Source organism: Veillonella criceti (assembly GCF_900460315.1).
GTDB lineage: Bacteria > Bacillota > Negativicutes > Veillonellales > Veillonellaceae > Veillonella_A > Veillonella_A criceti.
Genome location: NZ_UHIO01000001.1, coordinates 225332 through 245543, shown reverse-complemented (window position 1 = coordinate 245543; position 20212 = coordinate 225332). Strand labels below are relative to the sequence as shown.

At 39.1% G+C, this 20212-nt stretch carries 15 protein-coding genes; 1 reads left to right on the top strand and 14 read right to left on the bottom strand.

From position 1 onward, the window contains the following. Nucleotides 1–129 precede the first annotated feature (129 nt). Nucleotides 130–2571: a DNA topoisomerase 3 gene (locus DYE54_RS01125; RefSeq protein WP_115309500.1), complete on the bottom strand. Its 2442-nt coding sequence runs from the start codon at nucleotides 2569–2571 to the stop codon at nucleotides 130–132. 129 nt (nucleotides 2572–2700) lie between these two features. On the opposite strand from DYE54_RS01125, the gene DYE54_RS01120 reads away from it, so the two are divergent. Then, nucleotides 2701–4302, top strand: coding sequence for a peptide chain release factor 3 (locus DYE54_RS01120; protein ID WP_115309499.1), 1602 nt, complete (start codon nucleotides 2701–2703; stop codon nucleotides 4300–4302). Nucleotides 4303–4474: 172 nt separating this feature from the next. Here the strand turns inward: DYE54_RS01120 and DYE54_RS01115 are convergent, their stop codons facing one another. The 13 genes from DYE54_RS01115 to DYE54_RS01055 form a co-directional block, all read right to left on the bottom strand. Continuing rightward, on the bottom strand, nucleotides 4475–5317 hold the full coding sequence (locus tag DYE54_RS01115; RefSeq protein WP_115309498.1) for a polysaccharide deacetylase family protein: 843 nt from the start codon (nucleotides 5315–5317) through the stop codon (nucleotides 4475–4477). 75 nt (nucleotides 5318–5392) lie between these two features. Beyond that, nucleotides 5393–6256, bottom strand: coding sequence for a 16S rRNA (adenine(1518)-N(6)/adenine(1519)-N(6))-dimethyltransferase RsmA (gene rsmA, locus DYE54_RS01110; protein WP_115309497.1), 864 nt, complete (start codon nucleotides 6254–6256; stop codon nucleotides 5393–5395). A 35-nt stretch (nucleotides 6257–6291) separates the two neighbouring features. Beyond that, nucleotides 6292–6831: a ribonuclease M5 gene (gene rnmV / locus DYE54_RS01105; protein WP_115309496.1), complete on the bottom strand. Its 540-nt coding sequence runs from the start codon at nucleotides 6829–6831 to the stop codon at nucleotides 6292–6294. Between the two features lie 189 nt (nucleotides 6832–7020). After that, on the bottom strand, nucleotides 7021–8025 hold the full coding sequence (locus DYE54_RS01100) for a 3D domain-containing protein (RefSeq protein ID WP_115309495.1): 1005 nt from the start codon (nucleotides 8023–8025) through the stop codon (nucleotides 7021–7023). 508 nt (nucleotides 8026–8533) lie between these two features. Next, nucleotides 8534–10648, bottom strand: coding sequence for an RNA degradosome polyphosphate kinase (locus DYE54_RS01095; RefSeq protein WP_115309494.1), 2115 nt, complete (start codon nucleotides 10646–10648; stop codon nucleotides 8534–8536). A gap of 3 nt (nucleotides 10649–10651) precedes the next feature. Next, on the bottom strand, nucleotides 10652–12202 hold the full coding sequence (locus tag DYE54_RS01090; protein ID WP_115309493.1) for a Ppx/GppA phosphatase family protein: 1551 nt from the start codon (nucleotides 12200–12202) through the stop codon (nucleotides 10652–10654). Nucleotides 12203–12211: 9 nt separating this feature from the next. After that, entirely contained in the window at nucleotides 12212–13750 is a 1539-nt protein-coding gene (gene ppx, locus DYE54_RS01085) for an exopolyphosphatase (RefSeq protein WP_115309492.1), read from the bottom strand. Nucleotides 13751–13945: 195 nt separating this feature from the next. After that, complete coding sequence (locus tag DYE54_RS01080; protein ID WP_115309491.1) at nucleotides 13946–14716, bottom strand: TatD family hydrolase; 771 nt, start codon at nucleotides 14714–14716, stop codon at nucleotides 13946–13948. Between the two features lies 1 nt (nucleotide 14717). After that, the gene (gene metG, locus DYE54_RS01075) at nucleotides 14718–16685 is read right to left on the bottom strand and encodes a methionine--tRNA ligase (protein WP_115309490.1); all 1968 of its coding nucleotides are present in this window, start codon (nucleotides 16683–16685) and stop codon (nucleotides 14718–14720) included. A 14-nt stretch (nucleotides 16686–16699) separates the two neighbouring features. After that, the gene (gene rsmI, locus DYE54_RS01070) at nucleotides 16700–17560 is read right to left on the bottom strand and encodes a 16S rRNA (cytidine(1402)-2'-O)-methyltransferase (protein WP_115309489.1); all 861 of its coding nucleotides are present in this window, start codon (nucleotides 17558–17560) and stop codon (nucleotides 16700–16702) included. Continuing rightward, entirely contained in the window at nucleotides 17547–18284 is a 738-nt protein-coding gene (locus DYE54_RS01065) for a tRNA1(Val) (adenine(37)-N6)-methyltransferase (protein WP_115309488.1), read from the bottom strand. The genes rsmI and DYE54_RS01065 overlap by 14 nt, the downstream gene beginning before the upstream one ends. Continuing rightward, nucleotides 18274–19119: a PSP1 domain-containing protein gene (locus DYE54_RS01060; RefSeq protein WP_115309487.1), complete on the bottom strand. Its 846-nt coding sequence runs from the start codon at nucleotides 19117–19119 to the stop codon at nucleotides 18274–18276. Before DYE54_RS01060 ends, DYE54_RS01065 begins: the two co-directional genes overlap by 11 nt. Next, a complete protein-coding gene (locus tag DYE54_RS01055; protein WP_115309486.1) occupies nucleotides 19116–20159 on the bottom strand; it encodes a DNA polymerase III subunit in 1044 nt (347 codons plus the stop codon). The genes DYE54_RS01060 and DYE54_RS01055 overlap by 4 nt, the downstream gene beginning before the upstream one ends. Between the last annotated feature and the right edge of the window lie 53 nt (nucleotides 20160–20212).

Genomic DNA, 20212 nt, shown 5'->3' with positions numbered 1-20212 from the left:
AGGGAAAAAGGGAGAACGCCTATTAAATTTCTCTACTAGCTTCATTAGTAAAAGGCTGTATCGTCTTGTAAAAAACCATTGTTCGTAAGAACGCAGGTTTCGACAAGACGATACAGCCTTTTATAATACTCAGGTAGAAAATTTAATAGGTTTTCCATCCACGTCCGCCACAATGGTTCGGCACTGTAATTGGTTCGAGCAGGTCCAATTCACGCGCCCATTGCGATTAACAGGGACTAAATAGCCCTCACCACAACGAGGACACTTATATTCCAAAGTGCCATTAGCTTGAGCCTCTTGTAAAGCCATCGATACTTGAGGATCAAGTGAATTAGTACCACTAGCAGTACGGCCTTCACCGTTTTGCCTATTTTGATTAGTCCCACCTACTGGCTGCGTATACCGACATTTAGGAAATTCTGTGCAACCATAAAACTCACCAAATTTACCTTTACGCAACTGTAATTTTCCTTGACCACAAGCTGGACAATCTGCAAGTTTGCTAAGTTCCTCCTCACTCAAAGGCTGACGTACTGCAGCATATGTTGAATCATTATTAGTACCCTTATTTCCATTTAACGGGGCCTGACGCTTCACCGTACGTACGGTACTCGCAATATTGAAACCATCTGTATCAAGTCCATCCACGGTAAGTCCATTATTGGCCTTTTCAATGAGGCGTTTCAAAAAGGCAATCTGATCCGTCAAAAAAGAATCTAATGTATCGGCCCCTTCACTCATTGCAGCCAACCGTTCTTCCCAAAGAGCGGTTTCATCAGGATATAGCATTTCTTCAGGTAAGGCATCAACCAATAGATACCCTAACTCGGTAGGCTGAATAATTTTCTTTTTACCTTTTACAGACATAAATTTACGATTAATTAATTCATCAATGATAGTCGCTCGCGTTGCTTCCGTACCAATGCCCGATACAGCCTTTAACTGCTTTTTAAGGTCTTCATTTTTCACATATTTATGAATTTCTTTCATAGCTTGCAATAACGTAGCTGCCGTAAAACGACTTGGTGGCTTCGTCTGTTTAGGATCAATCGCATAATTATCCATTACCAACGTATCGCCTTTTTTTACCGTTGGGAGTTCACCACTCTCTTCAATCGCCGGTCTTTTCTTGCCAGCACTGGTAATCTCACTAGCGTTCTCGCTATTTTCCACATCCGAATTATCTGAATCCATTTCATCCGTATTCGATTCATTTTTTTTAGGTTTCTGAAACAAAGCCTTCCAACCAAGCACCGTAATCACACGTCCATGGGCAACAAACTGTTCACCCTCTTGCCCTACGGTTAAGCGTGTTTGCTCATATTCATGTTCAGGATAAAATTGTGCTATATAAGACTGAGCAATCAAAAAGTAGATATTCCGCTCCATCGTTGGTAATGACGATATATTACAGGCTACAGTAGTCGGAATAATAGCATGGTGAGCAGTAATTTTTTTATCATTCCAAGCGCGAGATTTAATCGACTGATTAGCTCCTTTCGCCCATTCACCAATAACGCCACTGTTTTGACTTAAATTCTGCAATATAGCTTTACGATCACCATACTGATTGTTTGGCAAATAATCACAGTCAGAACGAGGATAGGTCGTCAATTTTTTTTCATATAATTTCTGAGCAGTATCTAATACTTGTTGCGGATCATACCCATAAGCTTTACCCGCTGCTACTTGCAACGCTGACAAGGACAAAGGTAACTTTTGAGGTTCTTTCTTCTTCGTCTTTTCGCGCTTTTCAATTACACCCGTTTTACTATCGACTAACCGTTTTGCCAATTCTTCAGCAATGGCTTTATTTAGTAACCGTCCTTCTGGATCCAAGCCGACCTGTTCATCTTTTGGTTGCCACGTCGCCCAAAAGCTCCCATTAGCATGTTCATATAATACTTTTAACGTAAAATAATCAACGGGGACAAAGTTTTCTAATTCTCGTTCACGTCGTACCACCAATGCTAGTGTAGGTGTCTTCACCCGCCCAATTGGAAATGTAACTTTATTACCTTGTCGACGCTGTTGCAATGTATATGCTCGAGACAAATTCATCCCAATCAACCAATCAGCCCGCGCCCTTGCCAAAGCTGATTGTTGTAAATTATAAAAATCCTTATTATCTCGCAAATCAGCCAAAGCTGAGCGAATCGACTTTTCATCAAGTGCATTTAGTAATATACGCTTTACCGGCTTTGTATTATTGACAAACAGTAAAATTTCATCAATCAATAATTGCCCTTCTCTATCCGGGTCACCAGCATTGACAATTTCATCAGCCTCTTCAATCAGCTTTCTAATCGTATGAAACTGCTTTTCACTACTCTTGGTAATTAATAAACGCCACTCTTCTGGCACAATGGGCAAGTCAGCTGCATTCCAGCGTTTATACCGCTCATTGTAATCACCTGGTTCGGCTTGCTCAAGTACATGACCAAAGGCCCATGTGACTACATCATCGCCTTGCACTATAAAACCGTCACGTTTTTGCACCCGACTTTGTTCTGGCAAATATTTACTTATCTCTCGCCCCATACTCGGCTTTTCGGCAATAAATAATCTCATAGGCCCTCCTTTATCTGTTCTATTATACACTATCTTACCCTTTCATAAAAGTTTACCACTTCCTTAATGACAACCACGCACAATGTAGTATATAATTTTAAGGATAGATAATTTGTATGAGGTGACAACATGACATTCTTAGAAGAAGTGAAACGTCGGCGCACCTTCGCGATCATCTCGCATCCTGACGCCGGTAAAACTACATTAACTGAAAAATTACTCCTTTACGGGGGTGCCATCCACTTAGCTGGTTCTGTAAAATCCCGTAAAACACAAAAATATGCAGTATCTGACTGGATGGAAATTGAAAAACAACGTGGTATCTCCGTTACCAGTTCCGTACTACAATTTGACTATGATGGCTGTCGTGTCAATATTTTGGATACCCCTGGTCACCAAGACTTTTCAGAAGATACTTATCGTACTCTTATGGCGGCTGACAGCGCGGTTATGCTCATCGACGTAGCCAAAGGCGTAGAAGCCCAAACTAAAAAACTGTTTGCTGTTTGTAAAGAACGTGGCATTCCTATTTTCACCTTTGTTAACAAAATTGACCATTTTGGCCGTAACCCATTTGACTTAATGGAAGAAATCGAAAATTCCCTTGGCATTCGTGCTGTTCCTATGAATTGGCCTGTTGGTATTAATGGTGAATACCAAGGCATTTATGACCGTGAAACCCACACAGTAGATTTATTTGCTAAAGATGAAACGCATGGTCAACAAAAATTAGCCTCTACTAAAGAATCCGTAGATGATCCAGCATTCCGTGAACTGTTAGGCGATGAAGTCCATCAATCATTGATTGATGATATCGAACTCCTTGATGTAGCTGGTGATGAATTCGACTTTGACCGTGTCCGTGCTGGTGAATTAACACCGATGTTCTTTGGCTCAGCGATGACTAACTTTGGTGTTAAACCATTTTTAGAAAAATTCCTTGATTTAGCGCCATCTCCTGCGCCTCGTCAAGCCTTAGAAAAAACGGTAGACGCTTCTTCTGAAGACTTCTCCGCCTTTGTTTTCAAAATTCAGGCTAACATGAATCCAAACCATCATGACCGCATTGTATTTATGCGTATCTGCTCTGGTAAATTTGAAAAAGGTATGTCCGTTTTACATCGTCAATCAGGTAAAACTATTCGTTTAGCACAGCCTCAACAATTTTTGGCCACTGAACGTACCATTATTGATGAAGCCTATCCTGGTGATATTATCGGTGTCTTTGATGCCGGCACTATGGGCGTGGGCGATACTTTATGTGCGGCTAACCACAAAGTAACGTTTGGTGACTTCCCTGTATTCCCACCTGAGTTTTTTGCCCGCGTTAGTCCTAAAGATACGATGAAACGTAAACAATTCCAAAAAGGGATGACGCAGCTGGCGCAAGAAGGGGCTGTTCAGATTTTCGAACAACCACATTCGCTTGACTCTTTCATTGTCGGCGCTGTTGGTATGCTTCAGTTTGAAGTATTACAATATCGCTTACGCAACGAATACGGCGTAGAACCAATTACTGATTCCTTACCTTACAGTGTAGCACGCTGGGTAAAAGGCAATGTAGATATTAAACAACTCAAAGGCCTAGACAATGCGATGGCCGTTAAAGATAATCGCGGCCGTACAGTCATCTTAATCAGTAATGAATGGCAAATGGGTTGGGTTATTGAACGAAATCCTGATGTAACGTTCCTTGAAACACCACCACTGAATGAACATGTAAATGAGTAATCTCTTCTAAAAGTGATGAACCAAGAATAGTACGTGATTACTAAACAATAATAGAATTACTAAACAATAAAAGAACCTATCCGATTCGCAAACCTGCTACACGTAGCCAAAGGTATTGCGCCCTCCTCGGATAGGTTCTTTTTCTATCGTCGTATTACTGTTTAATTGTCTTTTAAAATAAAGGAACTAATGCTGCTAAGGTTGGCTGATTATGGTCACGCAAAAAATCTCGTAGTGCCCAAAGCCCCCCAATAATTTCTACATAATGCAACCGTAGTTTCATACTTAACAGTGGGTTATCCCCTTCAAATACGGGTACTCGATCTAAATTAAAATCATTCTCCCCTTGATTTACATTACCCGTATCCACCGTAAACGCTAAACGATAGCCCGTAGCTTGTGCCAGCTGATCAACTTGAGGTGTTGTAAACCCACAAGGATAGGCTATATATTCTACAGGATGGCCTAATACAGATTCTAATAGCTGCTTAGACTTCGTAAATTCTGTAATCACAGCTTCCCCCGACATACTCCGTAAATCCTTATGCGTATACGTATGTGATTCTACATCAAAAATATGATTCGACTCCATTGCCTTTAGTTGCTCAGCATTTAAAAATCCTGGGGCCCCAATGGAATCACCAATCATAAATAAAGTTGCCTTCATACCATATTTTTGTAAAATAGGCATTGCCTCTTCATAATTGTCCACATACCCATCATCAAAAGTAATCACAACCGGCTTTTCAGGGAGTGCAACATTATGCTGTAAATAATTATAAAGTTGATTTAAGGTAATGGCATGATAACCTTGATTATGTAAATAGGCCATTTGCGCATCAAAATCCGATGTTTTCATGGTTAATGGCGAAAATTTTTCATCATTCACTTGATGATAATTTAAAACAGGAATCCCCCGTAAAGAATATATAGGAGCCGTTACATAAAAAGCTCCTATAATAAACGCAATCAAAACAACTAGAATGCCGATTCCCTTTAGAACTTTCTGCAGCATCTATCTTGCTCCTATACTAAGTAATAGTACCAATTATATTTTTACTAAATATGAAACTTATAAAATAGGGCCAAATTATTTTGCTTGACCGTATAACGCATGCCAAGCATTCGCTAATCGAGCAAAATCTTCTAAGGTAAATGTTTCACCACGCAAATTACCATCAATTTGCGCCTTATCTAAGATAGCTCCAATTTGTTCTTTTGTAAGCCCTGTTGTTTTCATCGTATTGCTGAAAGTTTTGCGACGTTGCGCAAAAGCAGCCTTAATAACACGGAATAATAATTTCTCATCCGTCACTTGTACTGGTGGTTCTTTACGCAAACGACAACGAATTACGGCACTGGTCACCTCTGGTGGTGGCAAAAATGATTTAGGCGATACTTCAAAGACAATATCTGGTTCCGTATAATATTGTACAGCTACAGACAAAGCACCATACGCTTTTGAACCAGGCTTAGCTACCATTCGCTCAGCCACTTCTTTTTGAACCATTACAACAAGACGTTCAATAGGTAATTTCATTTCCAACAACGACATAATAATAGGTGTCGTAATATAATACGGTAAATTAGCCACCACTTTAAAAGGCTGATTATTCATTAGTTCAGGAATATTTACTTTTAAGATATCACCATGAATAATGCGTACATTCTCATAACCAGCTAATGTAGTATCCAATACTTCCAGTAAGCGCCGATCTAATTCAACGGCAGTCACATCAGCCTTGCTCTGAGCCAGCCCTTGCGTTAAAGTGCCTATACCAGGCCCAATTTCAAGAACAGGCTCCCCAGGAATTAATTGAGCCGCTTTTACAATATCATCCACCACATGACGAGAAATTAAAAAGTTCTGCCCCAACTTTTTGCTCATGTGTATGCCAAAGCGTTTACATATATAATGTACTACCTCTGGACTTGCAATAATTGATTCTAACATATAGTACCTTTCAAAATTATATAACTGGCAATCTATTAGCCAAGCATAATATCGCGCATAGCTTCATTAAAGTCTTCACGAGTCACACCATAATGATTCAGACGATATAAAAATTGTTTGCTATTTCCATAACCAATGCCTAATTTAGCCCCTGCAATGGCTCTATTATCAGCACTACGTGGAAAGCCTGACAGATTATGAGCCACCATATCCTGCATAGTAAATTCTTCTGAAGACTCTAAATTATGGGTGTGTAATTTTCCTAGAGCTTCGCGAATGGCATCCGGTTCAGCTTGTTCAATGCCAATATCATCATTGGCGGTTGCTAAATCACGGGATATAAATGCATGTTGTGCATTAGGAAATTTCTTAGCTAAAAAACGACGGATTCGTTCACCCGCTGTATCAGGATCTGTAAAAATAATAATACCTCGTTTGTCGTAGGCTACTTGAATCTGCTCTAGTACGCCTTTACGTAATGTGAAACCTTCTGTGGCAATACAATCAGCTTCTATAGCTTTGGCAATTTGTTGAATATCCGACTTACCTTCTACTACAATGACTTCTTTTAACATAAGTATGTCCTTTCCACAATAGCCTAATACTACGTTTTTCAAATTTTTAATATAGTTTTCCAGTCATGTAAATACTGTTTTAGCTATTTAATTTTACCAAATTCTGAGCAAATAATAAAGAAGCGGTCACAAATCTGTGAGCCGCTTCTTACGCTGTGTTGGCTATATATAATTTATAAACTAAATTACTTATTGTAACACATAGACTTCAATAGAACGACGACCAAACTCCATGGCCTCACCATATGAATCCATTAATAAATCAATACGATGCCCTTTAATAGCACCACCAGTATCCGCCGCTATGGCCATACCATAACCTGGAATGTATAAACGTGTTCCTAGTGGAATAACATTCGGATCAACGGCGACAACGCCTCGCTGTGCTACCATACCGCTAGCTGTGATACCTCGACCATCACCATCACCTGGTAAATACGCGCTCGCTTCCATTGTCAGTACCTCGCGATAACGTACAACGCCACGCGATGTTTCAACAACATCACGAGTCCCTTCTTTAATGATTGTTGGTACCATCTGTTTAATTTCATTCTGACTAATAATTTGCTTTTTAATTTCTTTGCCATCCTGATACAAGATTTCTTCTTGCACAGCGATAAGACCAGCGGATCCTTCTTGAACCACTTCTTGCTCACCTTTGCGCATAGTATCATCTCGCTGATGAATAACCTGAACATCTACAGGTTGTTCATACGATTTAACAGAACGACTAGTTACGCGAGCTATAGCCACTTCACTACCTGATTGTAAATGAGCTTGACTATCTCCCAATGGTACGTAATTAGGTGCCTTATATCCCAACTCATCAGCTAAGCCTTGGGCCGTTGTTTGCACAGTCATCACATCTGATGCTACGCCATCAACGATTACTTTTACTGGAAATGCGCGCAATACTGTTAACTCCGTACCATTTTGAACAGTTGTTGTACTTAATAAAACAGCATCTTTACTGCCAAGCGTAATGCCCGCATCACGTAAAACCCCATCCGCTGAGTTGAGGTGTGTCTTAACAATGCGTGTTTCGCCATCAGCTGTAATTGTAACTGACTTTACATTCCAAGCAAAACCAGAAATAGTAATAAACACCATTGCTAAGAGTAACAGAATAAGACCTGTATGACGCTTCATAAGACTCGTCATATTCTCTTTCTGAATTACTAGATATTTTGTCATCTAATCCCTCCTGCTTGCCTATTCTACCACAAAGAGATATTCAACGTCAATCTTACCGCAAACCCACAAGAAAAAGTCTTATATTCATTGACTTCTTATATTCTTTTAAATTTATATCTCATGCCTTATATGTCCACTCGCAAAGCACACAATTGAGTTATCATCATATATATAACTTTTTTTGCTAAATCAATCATTCATTTTTTATTCAGTTTAGTAATAATACCCTGTCAAAACCAAGACAAGCCTCTAAAACCCTATATTAAAAGAGGTACTTAAGCTACTAAACGCTTAACAAAAAAGAGCATTATTTTGATAAAATAAACCTCGTATCAAAATAATGCTCTTTACATAGTCAGAAAAATTATTTATTTTTATTAAATTTTTTCCAATTACCTAATAATTTTTACCTAAAATCAATTGAATATATTTTCTGCTCATTGATTAAACGATTCGTGTAAATATTTTTCCATTTCTCTCTAGTATTTTGCCAACTAAAGTAATAAATTTACTCTTTATACATAGGTTGCATTCGCTCAATAACTGTTAACTGAGGACGTTCACAGGCTTTTTTAGCTTCTTTCATAAGCACTTCTTGCGCCGAAATACGATCTTCCTTACTTACAAGTTTACGATACGAACCATCCGCACGCATTACATGAGCTTTTTGGTTGTCTTGTAAATATAATTCCAAAATGCCTCTAATCCGTTCTTTATGATCTTTATCTTCAATAGGAATCATCAATTCTACACGTTCATTTAAATTGCGTGGCATCCAATCCGCACTGGATAAGAATACACGGTCACTGCCACCATGACGGAAATAGAATAAGCGATGATGTTCTAAGAATCGACCAATAATAGAACGAACTTGAATATTTTCACTTACATTGGGAATGCCAGGACGCAAGGTACAAATACCACGAACAATAAGATCAATTTTTACCCCTTTCGAAGAAGCTTCATATAGCTTAGCCACCACTTCTCTATCTAGCAAAGAATTCATCTTAGCAATCATATAGGCCTCTTCACCTTGTTCAGCATACTTAATTTCTTCATCAATTTGCTCCATAATCTTCTCACGCAAATTAAGCGGTGCCACAATAAATTTATTCCAAATTGGTGGATCCGAATAGCCAGAAATTAAGTTAAAAAATGCCGAGGCATCTTCACTATATTCATCATTGCAAGTAAAAATCCCGCAATCCGTATATAAACGCGCCGTTTTACCATTATAGTTACCGGTTGCTAAATGCACATACCGCCGAATCGCATCATCTTCACGACGCACGACCATAGTAATTTTGGAATGAGTTTTTAACCCTTTTAACCCATAGATAACATGACAACCAGATTTTTCAAGACGGCGAGCCATTAAAATATTATTGGCTTCATCAAAGCGAGCCTTTACTTCCATAAGTACCGTTACTTGCTTACCATTATCAGCCGCCTTAATTAATGACGAAATAATAGGTGAATTACTACTTACGCGATATAACGTCTGTTTAATAGCCAATACATTAGCATCATTCGCTGCTTGTGCCACAAAATCTTCTACGGTTTGGAACGTTTCAAACGGATGATGAACAAAAATATCATGGCGCTTTATAAGATCAAAAATGTTCTCTTCTTCATGCCCCACTAAATCAGCGGGCTCACAAGACTCAAAGGGTACATAACGTAAATGTTCATACCCCGGCAAATCACAGAAGCTAAAATACATACACAAATCTAAAGGCCCATGCACCATAAAGGCATCTTTAGGTTTTAGCTGTAAACTAGATAGAATAAAATGTAATAATTCATCATCTGGTTCACCAGCCACTTCCAAACGGACAGTAGCCCCACGACGACGACGACGCAACGATTCTTCCATTTCACGTAATAAATCTTGTGCTTCCTCTTCATCTATTTCTAAGTCCGCATCACGGGTCACACGGAATGTCATAGATTTTAAAATATCATACCCCACAAAGAACATATTAGCATAGTAGGTAATCACATCTTCTAAATATAGGAAATAACGCTGCCCTTCACTACTTGGTACTTCAATAATACGATCTAATACGGATGGAATCGGTAAAATAGCTATCTTTGCTTCCGCATCTTCCTCGGTCTCTACAATAGAGCGCTTGATTTGAACCACTGTGTTGATTGTTTTATTGGCTAAAAATGGAAAAGGATGTCCTGAGTCAACTGCCAAAGGTGTTACTACTGGATATACAACACGTTCAAAATGCATACGCAGCCATTCTAATTGTTCCCCATTTAAATGTTCTGGTTTCACGAAGTGAAGCCCTTCCTTAGCCAACATTTCCATCACATGATTCAGATAAGTATACTGAACACGCACCAAACGTTTAGCCGACTCATCAATAGCCTTCAATTGAGCTCTAGCATCCATATGAGCTGCATCATATTTGACAATGCCACTTTCCTCTTGATGTCGTAAGCCGGCTACACGAATCATAAAAAATTCGTCTAAATTAGAGCTTGTAATAGCAATAAAGCGTAATTTTTCCATTAAAGGATTGGTATTGTCGATAGCCTCTTGTAGTACTCGTTGATTAAACTTTAGCCAAGATAATTCACGGTTAAAGTAATATTTATAATTATTAAACATTCCTTATTTACCTCCTATGCGTAAGACCATCTCTAAGCCAAAAACTTCACTAAAAAACTCAGCTTCTCGCTCAAAGGTCCACTTTTCTAATGATATATCTTGGTCTGTATGTACGTTTACAACTATTTTTTTGTCATCTCGCTTTATCCCCAATTTTGAAATCTTTCGTTTATGACTCACATCTAAAGCACGCATACAACGTAATATGGCTACAAATTTCATAACCCATACTTTTTGTGATTCTTTTAAATAACGGAAGTTTTCATCATCATCATCAGGTTTACCCTTATAGTGATAATACACTACATTAGCAACGACCTCTTTTTCACTATCTGATAACCCAAATAAATCTGTCCCCATAATAATATGGTATGCATGTTCACTGTGATTGCGAAGACTAACGAACTTCCCTACTTCTGCTAAAATAGCCGCCAATTGAAGCACAAATATCATACGATCCGTAATACCATAATCAGCCAAAGCTCTAGATAGCTGCAAAGAGAATCGTTCCACTTCACGAGCATGTAAAGTGTCTACCTGATAACTCTCGGCAATAGCCCGTGCTAACTGTAGATTTTGTTCACGCATCATATACAAAAACTTGTTATTTTCAATCTCTGCTCCATAATATAAAACAACGCCATCCACAAAACCATAGGAACTAATTAGTAAACTTTGTGGGTGCACCATTTTTAACAATTCAGAATATAACACAATAGTCGGCATTAATATATTAGCGCGATGTTCTGGTATATCATAACGATTTACGAGCTTAGTCGCTGTGACACCATGAAAAGAGTCAACAAATTCTTCAAACTGTTTTGGCAGTAATGCCATAGTTTCTTTGCCATGCGTTTTAAATCCCATTAAATTGGCAATTTCACGAGCCTCATCACCAGATAAAACAAAATATTTTACATTAAAGCGCCGAACTTCTTCCTCAACAGGCTGTAACATACTGTGCAAATATTCACCTACCGCATCAGGAAATGATAAGGACGATCGTTGATTACGGTTAAAGGACTCCATAACACGTAAGGTGCCCAAATGGACATTTTCCTGAAATAATAAGGCACCACCCTTCCAAACGGTAATCCCTACACCCCCAGAAGTAATATCCAAAAATAAAGCAGCATCATCTGTATTAGTTAACCCTTGCTGCATCATACGATAGTACAAGCCAAAATATTTATAGTAGATTTCTTTTGGCATATCCACGACTTCTACTTTAAAACCAGTTTGTACAAAAATCTGATCCATAATGCTTCGGCGATTTTCCGCTTCACGTACAATAGCGGTGGCATATACCGTATAATCAGTCACACCATTTTCTTTCATAAGTCGCTTATAGCCTTTTAACAGACGACATATTTCTTCAATGGTTTGAAAAGACAGGCGTTTATTGTGAAATAGTTCTTCCCCAAAGGTTACATCACGAGAAGCATATTCAATTATTTTAACATCATCAATGGTTGTATATTCGACAATGGTCATGCTCATGCTACTAGCCCCTAAATGGATAATTCCATACAAGAGCGGCTTATCTAAGGCCATAATACCTCCTTACAAGGCTTCCCGCCATTCTACAATGAGATTCTTTTTAAAATCTTTTTTACATTGTTTAATTAACTTATTGATCACCACCTCAGCCATAGATGTATTGCCACCGGGCTTCTTCCATACCGTAATAGTAATCGTTTTATCATTAAAATCAGTATCTACTAAAACAGCCGATTGTTCATGACTTTCATCAATCGCTTCGGCTAATGCTAACATCAGTGAAACTTGCGTAAGCATTGCTTTATCTTCAATACTCAATAAATGACCATATGGTGAGCTTTTAATAAACTTATTATTAGCCCCATGCGAATTGGCTGCTATAAATGCACAAATAGCTTGTTCTCGATGAGAAAGCCCATATAAGTTGCTATTCACAATTAAATATGCACTATGACGGGCATGGCCATAATAGTTAATACTTTTACCTAAATCATGAAGTAAAGCCGCTACTTGAATGAGTTCACGCATGCGATCGCCCCACTGATATTGAGCGTTCCATTGGTCATACAACATGGTCATTAAATTAGTAATATACTTTGCGTGAATTAAATCGCATTGTACCATGCCAAGCAATACATTTTCAGCCGAGTGCGTTAAAATATTATCAATAATCCCACTCGGATTCATGTAATGTTGCCCGTAATACCGATAAAACATCCCGTCACGAAGACCACAACCACTGACCCGAATTGTATTAGCATCAACAAACTGCATAAGTTCACGAATAAGCGCTGTACCAGCAATAATAATATCTGCTCGTTCTACAGATAAACCGGCAATCTTACGACGTTGTTCAAGTGTTTTATCACAAACCATGTCATAAATTTCATCGAGTCGTTCATAGGTTAATTCATAGTTATGTAATTTGGCAATCGGATAGTTGTGAGCACGTTGATCGATTTTAGCTAAATTACGAACAGTACCACCAATACCAACTAATGGCAATTGCTTATTTTTTAGCCATTTTTCCTTACCTAAAATCTCTTGAATATATGAGAGCAATGTCTTACGCTCTTTGTCGCTCATCTCTTCGCCTTTTTGAAATTTCCCCGTTAATGTAAGGGCCCCCATCGGTAAGCTCACACTTTGCTTCACTTTACGATTGTTGACTAAGGTGATTTCAATACTGGCACCGCCTAAATCAAACAGAATAAAATCTTCCAGACCAATCGTATTGACAACGCCAAGGAATCCTAAAAAAGCTTCTTCAGAACCATCAATACATTCTAAATCAATACCAGTGCGCTCTTTTACGATACGAATGAAGTCATCTCCATTCTTAGCTAACCGTACGGCAGCAGTCGCTACAGCATAAATCTCATGACTATCCATAGCTTCGGCCATATGCGCAAACCCCTTTAACGTTAAAATAGCACGTTCAATGGCTTCCTCAGTGAGACGATTTTTTTCCCACATATTCTCACTTAAACGAATGCTTTCCTTTTGTTGATATATAAGCTGATAGCTCCCATTATCATTAATCTCAATAATAACAAAACGAACGGAGTTAGATCCTAAATCAATAAACGAAACACGTTTCATATTTTTACCTCTCACTCTAAAACAATATGTTACCTTAATCTTACCGAAACTGAAAGGGTATTTCAAGAATATTACATAATCTTTACGCGTTTTATACAAAAGGCTCTCTCCGCTTTATGGCGAAGAGAGCCTCATTTACACTATGACTCTATCAAATAGTCCTCAAGAAATCCGCTCAAGCAGCTAATGAGTCATTTATTTAATATTGAATATACGTTTCCCATTTTCTAAGGTAATAGCCGCTAATTCATCGACATCCATCCCTTTGAGGCTAGCGATTTCTTGAGCAACAAATTGAGTCTTGCTCGGATCATTACGACGGCCTCTAAAAGGTGGCGGTGTTAAGTATGGCGAATCCGTTTCAATAAGCAAACGATCTAAAGGTACTTCTTTAGCCACTTCTTTTAACTTCGTTGACTTTGGAAATACTACAGGGCCAGCAAAAGAAATGTAAAAACCCATTTTAATACATTCTTTAGCCATTTCCCAACTGCCCGAATAACAATGAAAAATACCGTAATTATCTTTACCATAAGTACGCAAGGTATCCATAATATCACCATGAGCATCACGATCATGAATAATAATCGGTAAATCTACCTCACGAGCTAACTCTAACTGCCGTTTAAATTCACGCATCTGCGTTTCACGGTCAGAAAAATCATAATAATAATCAAGCCCAATTTCACCAATTGCTTTTACTTTATCATTATGTAAGGCTTGGTCTTTAAAGTATTCATAGTCTTCTTCAGTCACATCTTTTGATTCGTGAGGATGCACCCCCACTGCCGCATAGACATAATCATACTTAGCAGCCAAGGCGATGGCTGATTCAGCGGTTTCACGATCCACAGCGGGGCACATAATATATTCTACGCCTTGAGCTAAACAATCATCCAACATGGACTGACGATCATTATCAAAGCGATTATCATTAATATGCGCATGAGTATCAAATAAACGCATCTTATTTCACCAAGCTTCCTGGAATTAAGGATTCAATATTGGTCACTTCTAAATGATCCGCAAAATCAGACGCCGATAAAATCATCCCACTGGATTCAATCCCCATTAACTTCTTAGGTGATAAGTTAGCTAAGTAAATTACTTTTTTACCAATCATGCTTTCTGGTTCATAGTACTGTGAAATACCACTCACAACAGTGCGTTCCTCAACACCTACATCAAGGACGAATTTTAAGAGTTTTTTAGATTTTTTTACTTTTTCACAAGAAATAACTTTAGCCACACGTAAATCTAATTTAGCAAAATCATCATATTCGATGTTCTCTTTAATTGGGGGAATTTCTTGTGCCACCTCTGCTGTATCCGCATTGTCAGACGTTGTGCTTGCTTCGGCTACTGGTGCTTCAATCATTTCAGGCACTTCAAAACGAGGGTAAATTGGGTCTCCTTTTACAACGTGAGTCCCTGTTGGCAAAGCCCCCCATTGACGTACATCATCTAATTTAGCGTCAGCAAAACCAGCTAGCCCTAATTGTTCCCAAATCTTAGGCGCCCCTGTAGGAATGACAGGATCCACTAAAATAGCAATCATCCGAAGCGCTTCTGCTAAGTGATACATAACGGTCTGTAGTTTTTCCGCATCCCCTTCATTAGCACCTTTAGCTAATACCCAAGGCATTGTTTCATCAATATATTTATTGGTACGACCAATGAAAGCCCATACTGTTTTCAACGCCCGATTTAAATCAAATGCTTCCATGTAGGTTTCGTAATCTTTAACAGTCTGTTCTGCCATAGCGGCTAAATCTTTATCAAACTCACTCACTGATGGCATAGCTGTAATCACACCACCATGATATTTTTCAATCATCGCAATCGTACGGTTTAATAAATTCCCTAAATCGTTAGACAAATCAGAGTTTACTCGCTGTACGAAATTAGGAAGCGTAAAGTTGCCATCATTACCAAGGTGAATTTCGCTCAATAAATAATAACGCAATGCATCAGAGCCATACATATCAATTAAAGGAATTGGATCCACCACATTCCCTAACGATTTACTCATCTTAGTGCCGTCAACAACGAGCCAACCATGACCAAATACTTTCTTAGGAATTGGAAGATCTAAGCTCATGAGCATGATTGGCCAAATGATGGAGTGGAAACGTACAATTTCTTTCCCTACTAAATGGATATCAGCCGGCCAGAATTTTTCAAATAAGCTCTTATCGTCTTCCAATGGATTTAAAGCACTAATATAATTAACTAACGCATCAAACCATACGTAAACTACATGCTTAGGGTCAAATGGTACTTTAATCCCCCAGTCAAAACTAGTACGAGATACGCACAAGTCTTCAAGGCCTTGTTTTACGAATTGAATCATTTCATTGCGGCGTGCTTCTGGTTGAATAAAATCAGGATTTTCATCAATAAATTTAAGCCATTGATCTGCATATTTGTTCATTTTAAAGAAGTAGCTTTCTTCTTCTACTTCTTCCACTGGACGGCCACAATCAGGACAAGTATGATTAGGCCCTAATTTCTGTTCTGTCCAGAACGTTTCATCAGGTGTACAATACCAACCTTTGTACTTAGATTTATAAATATCCCCATTGTCATATGCTTTTTGGAACAAATATTGCACTACTTTTTCATGGCGTTTTTCTGTAGTACGAATAAAATCATCATTGGAAATATTTAATGCTTTCCATAATTCTTGGAAGCCATTTACAATCTTTGTCGTATATTCCAATGGTGTAATCCCCATAGCTTCAGCAGCCCGTTGGATTTTTTGACCATGTTCATCGGACCCTGTTAAAAAGCGCACATCATAGCCTGCTCGGCGTTTAAAACGAGCTACCGTATCCGCAATCGTTGTGCAATATGTGTGACCAATATGCAATTTTGCACTTGGATAATAAATTGGGGTAGTAATATAAAAACGTTTATTAGTTGTATCAGTCATACAATAACCTCCTCTTAATCGCGCAGGGCTAATTCCACTGCATTGTAAACGTCCCGCCTTGAAACACCGGTCCGCTTAGCTATCTCTCGGATGGCTTCCTTTTTTGCCATTCCTTCTTCCATAAGCATCGTCACAGCACTTACATAATCACTGGCAGCTATGGGGTTTTCTTCCTGTTCACTCACTTTACCATGAACAGCGCCACCAACAACTAACACAAATTCACCTTTAATCGTCAACCAGTTATCTGCTTGTTGCAAAGCCGCTAAGTCAGTGCGTACAAAGGTCTCAAATTTCTTTGTTAGCTCACGACCCACCACAATGGGACGATTGCCTAAATATTTATATAACTCCTGTAACGAAGCTTGCAAACGATGGGGTGCTTCATAAAAAAGCAATGTCCCTTCATAAGTAGCGACACGCTCTAATACAGCCTGTCGATGACTACTTTTCTTAGGTAAAAAACCTAAAAAAGTAAATTCTCGAGTATCAAGCCCTGAAGCAATCAGTGCGGTTAGTGCTGCATTAGGCCCTGGCAAAGGTACCACATCAACAGCCGCTTCAATAGCCGCTTGAACAAGTTCGGCTCCTGGGTCTGATATGGCGGGCATGCCTGCATCACTAATAAGAGCCACATCATGACCTTGAAGTAATAATTCCATTAAAGGCTCTTCCTTAGCCGCCTTATTATGCTCATGATACGAAATCAAGGGCTTTTTAATATCAAAATGTTTTAATAACAGCCCACTATGACGTGTGTCTTCTGCTGCAATGGTGTGAACTTCTTCTAGTACCCGCACCGCACGATACGTCATATCTTCTAAATTGCCAATAGGCGTAGGCACCAAATATAAGGTTCCTTTAGTTTCGTTCATACCAACTACGCACCTCCTCACTATACACATTAGGCTGTTTATAAATATATAATGGGGCTTCTGTAATTACACCTGGTTGGCCCCCTTTAGTACTTTCTACCAAAACTAATTTAGCCTTCGTATCTAAAAAGCTATGGACAAACCGAAGTCGTTTAGGTTCTAATTTAGCATGCCGTAACGCCACCATTAAATCGACTAGACGTTCAGCCGAATAAATCCACCATACTTGCCCTCGAAATTTAACCAAACGAGCAGCCGCTGCTGCTATATCAGTTAAAGTATAACACATTTCATGACGCGCCAAACTCACATCATCTGTTTTAGGCTGTTTTCCTTGTTGCTCATTAAAATAGGGTGGATTAATAATAATACCATCAAATCGACCAGTCCAGTCTGAGCCACGTAATGTACAATAGTCTGCTTCTACGACATCAATCAAAGATTCTTTTTGATTCAGCTTAACATTGCGAACCGCTAATTCAGCCATCAAGGGATTAACCTCAATGGCTGTAATCTGCTTAGCCCCACGCGTCGTCATCAGTAAAGGAAGCACACCGGTACCCGTCCCTAAGTCAGCATAGGTTCGTTTTTCATGAAACTTAGGAAAATGAGCTAATATAACAGCATCAATGGAAAAACAAAATTGGTCAGTCCGCTGCCACAATTGCATGCCTTCAATTAATAAATCATCGAGTCGCTCATACAAAGTTTCACTATTCTTCATCAGGCAACACTATTTCTGTCCAAGGAAGATCAATGGTTCTACCTTCCTCTAACTGAACTTTAACCGTTTTCTTATTACGATTAATTTTGAGTACTTTCCCCATACCTTCATCAGTCACCACGTCTTTGCCAATCCCAGGTGGTTCAACCACTACAGGGACAACTTTGGCCTTTTGAGTATATAAGTCGCCACCTTTAGCATACAAATCATTTTCATAATTTAAACAACACATGAGACGACCACAAACACCTGAAATCTTTGTCGGGTTCAAACTCAAATTTTGGTCTTTCGCCATGCGGATGGATACGGGCGTAAAATCACCTAAAAATGTGGCACAACATAGCGGGCGTCCACAAGCACCAATACTATTCAAAATTTTAGCTTCATCACGCACCCCTACTTGACGCAATTCAATACGAGTACGAAATACAGTAGCTAAATCTTTAACTAAATCACGAAAGTCTATACGACCATCAGCGGTGAAGAAAAAGATAATTTTATTCATATCAAAGGTATATTCTACGTTGATTAATTTCATAGGTAGCTTGCGATTAGCAATTTTTTCTAAGCAAATCTCAAATGCTTTCTCTTCCCGTTGCTTATTTTTCTCTACTTGCTTGTAATCCTTAGGCGTAGCTTTACGAATTACACTTTTTAGCGGTTGTACTACTGACTCAGCTTCTACTTGTCGTGGGGCAATCACCACATCGCCAAACTCTAGTCCACGAGCTGTCTCTACAATAACGCCATCACCTAAACTTAGATTGGCGCCACCGGGAGCAAAATAGTAAATTTTTCCCGCTTTTTTAAATCTAACTCCAACAATGGTAGTCACTGGGTGTCCTCCTTTAGGGCTTGTCGTAGCGCGATCAACACGCCATCCATGACTAAACCTGCTTTTACATATAATCGAAGTGCCTCTTCAGCGGCTAAAGTTTCACGCTCTACCGCCAATAATGATTTCACACGCCAACTATCTAAAATAGCCAACATTCGTGCTTTCTGCAAAGGACACTGTAATACTTCATCAGGGGCACCAACACGCAATGCCATCATATCGCGAGCTAACAGTCGTAACCACCCCATCAATTCACGCATGTCATCACGATTTAATGCCTCAGTTTGCAAACTTAATTGCGTAAAAAATAATCGCTTCGGTAATCCTTCCATAATCTTCATGGCCTGTTCTAAAAGGGGTAACGACCCTTTTAACGCCAATTCACGAACAAGTGCTGGATTGCCTTGTCCAGCCCCTAAAGCTTGTCTTAAATCACCTTGTATGCCCTCTTTGGCAAGAGCTGTGGCAATCTCAGTATCAGACACAGGGCCAAACGGAACTAACATACAACGCGACTTAATAGTAGGTAATACCGTAGCTATTTGATTCGTAATAATAAGAAAAAAAACATTCGCTGGTGGTTCTTCAATCGTCTTAAGCATCGCATTAGCCATCACCGCATTAGCAGTCTGAAAATCCTCTACAATAACCACACGACGACTTTCACTAGTCCGCCCTAAATAGGAGGTAAGCAACTCGTACCACTGTTCTACTTTTAATACAGACTTCATAGGACGCAACCAAAAGGCTTCACCATGATCAATATAAAGAGGTAACCCTTCGGCTTCTGTTTTCTTCTCCGATTCACCATCGGTCATACGGGCTGATGATACGGCTTCTAAAAAAGTAGCCCCTCCATCAGGTGAAAAAACAGGACGACCTATCAATAAGGACGCCAAGCCGATTGCCGTATTTAGTTTACCTAAGCCCTGTTCACCATATAATAATAAACTATGTGGCAATGTGCCACGTTCAACCAATGTTGTTAAATGAGTAATAATTGAACGTTGCCCAATGACTTGATCAAAATACGACATAGCCCCTCCTACGCAATGTTTCTCCTTGTAAAATCTTCATAAAAAAGACCTTT

Coding starts and splice junctions, on each gene's coding strand:
- DYE54_RS01125 (WP_115309500.1), bottom strand. CDS start 2,571: ATGAGATTATTTATTGCCGAAAAGCCGAGTATGGGGCGAGAGATAAGT.
- DYE54_RS01120 (WP_115309499.1), top strand. CDS start 2,701: ATGACATTCTTAGAAGAAGTGAAACGTCGGCGCACCTTCGCGATCATC.
- DYE54_RS01115 (WP_115309498.1), bottom strand. CDS start 5,317: ATGCTGCAGAAAGTTCTAAAGGGAATCGGCATTCTAGTTGTTTTGATT.
- rsmA (WP_115309497.1), bottom strand. CDS start 6,256: ATGTTAGAATCAATTATTGCAAGTCCAGAGGTAGTACATTATATATGT.
- rnmV (WP_115309496.1), bottom strand. CDS start 6,831: ATGTTAAAAGAAGTCATTGTAGTAGAAGGTAAGTCGGATATTCAACAA.
- DYE54_RS01100 (WP_115309495.1), bottom strand. CDS start 8,025: ATGACAAAATATCTAGTAATTCAGAAAGAGAATATGACGAGTCTTATG.
- DYE54_RS01095 (WP_115309494.1), bottom strand. CDS start 10,648: ATGTTTAATAATTATAAATATTACTTTAACCGTGAATTATCTTGGCTA.
- DYE54_RS01090 (WP_115309493.1), bottom strand. CDS start 12,202: ATGGCCTTAGATAAGCCGCTCTTGTATGGAATTATCCATTTAGGGGCT.
- ppx (WP_115309492.1), bottom strand. CDS start 13,750: ATGAAACGTGTTTCGTTTATTGATTTAGGATCTAACTCCGTTCGTTTT.
- DYE54_RS01080 (WP_115309491.1), bottom strand. CDS start 14,716: ATGCGTTTATTTGATACTCATGCGCATATTAATGATAATCGCTTTGAT.
- metG (WP_115309490.1), bottom strand. CDS start 16,685: ATGACTGATACAACTAATAAACGTTTTTATATTACTACCCCAATTTAT.
- rsmI (WP_115309489.1), bottom strand. CDS start 17,560: ATGAACGAAACTAAAGGAACCTTATATTTGGTGCCTACGCCTATTGGC.
- DYE54_RS01065 (WP_115309488.1), bottom strand. CDS start 18,284: ATGAAGAATAGTGAAACTTTGTATGAGCGACTCGATGATTTATTAATT.
- DYE54_RS01055 (WP_115309486.1), bottom strand. CDS start 20,159: ATGTCGTATTTTGATCAAGTCATTGGGCAACGTTCAATTATTACTCAT.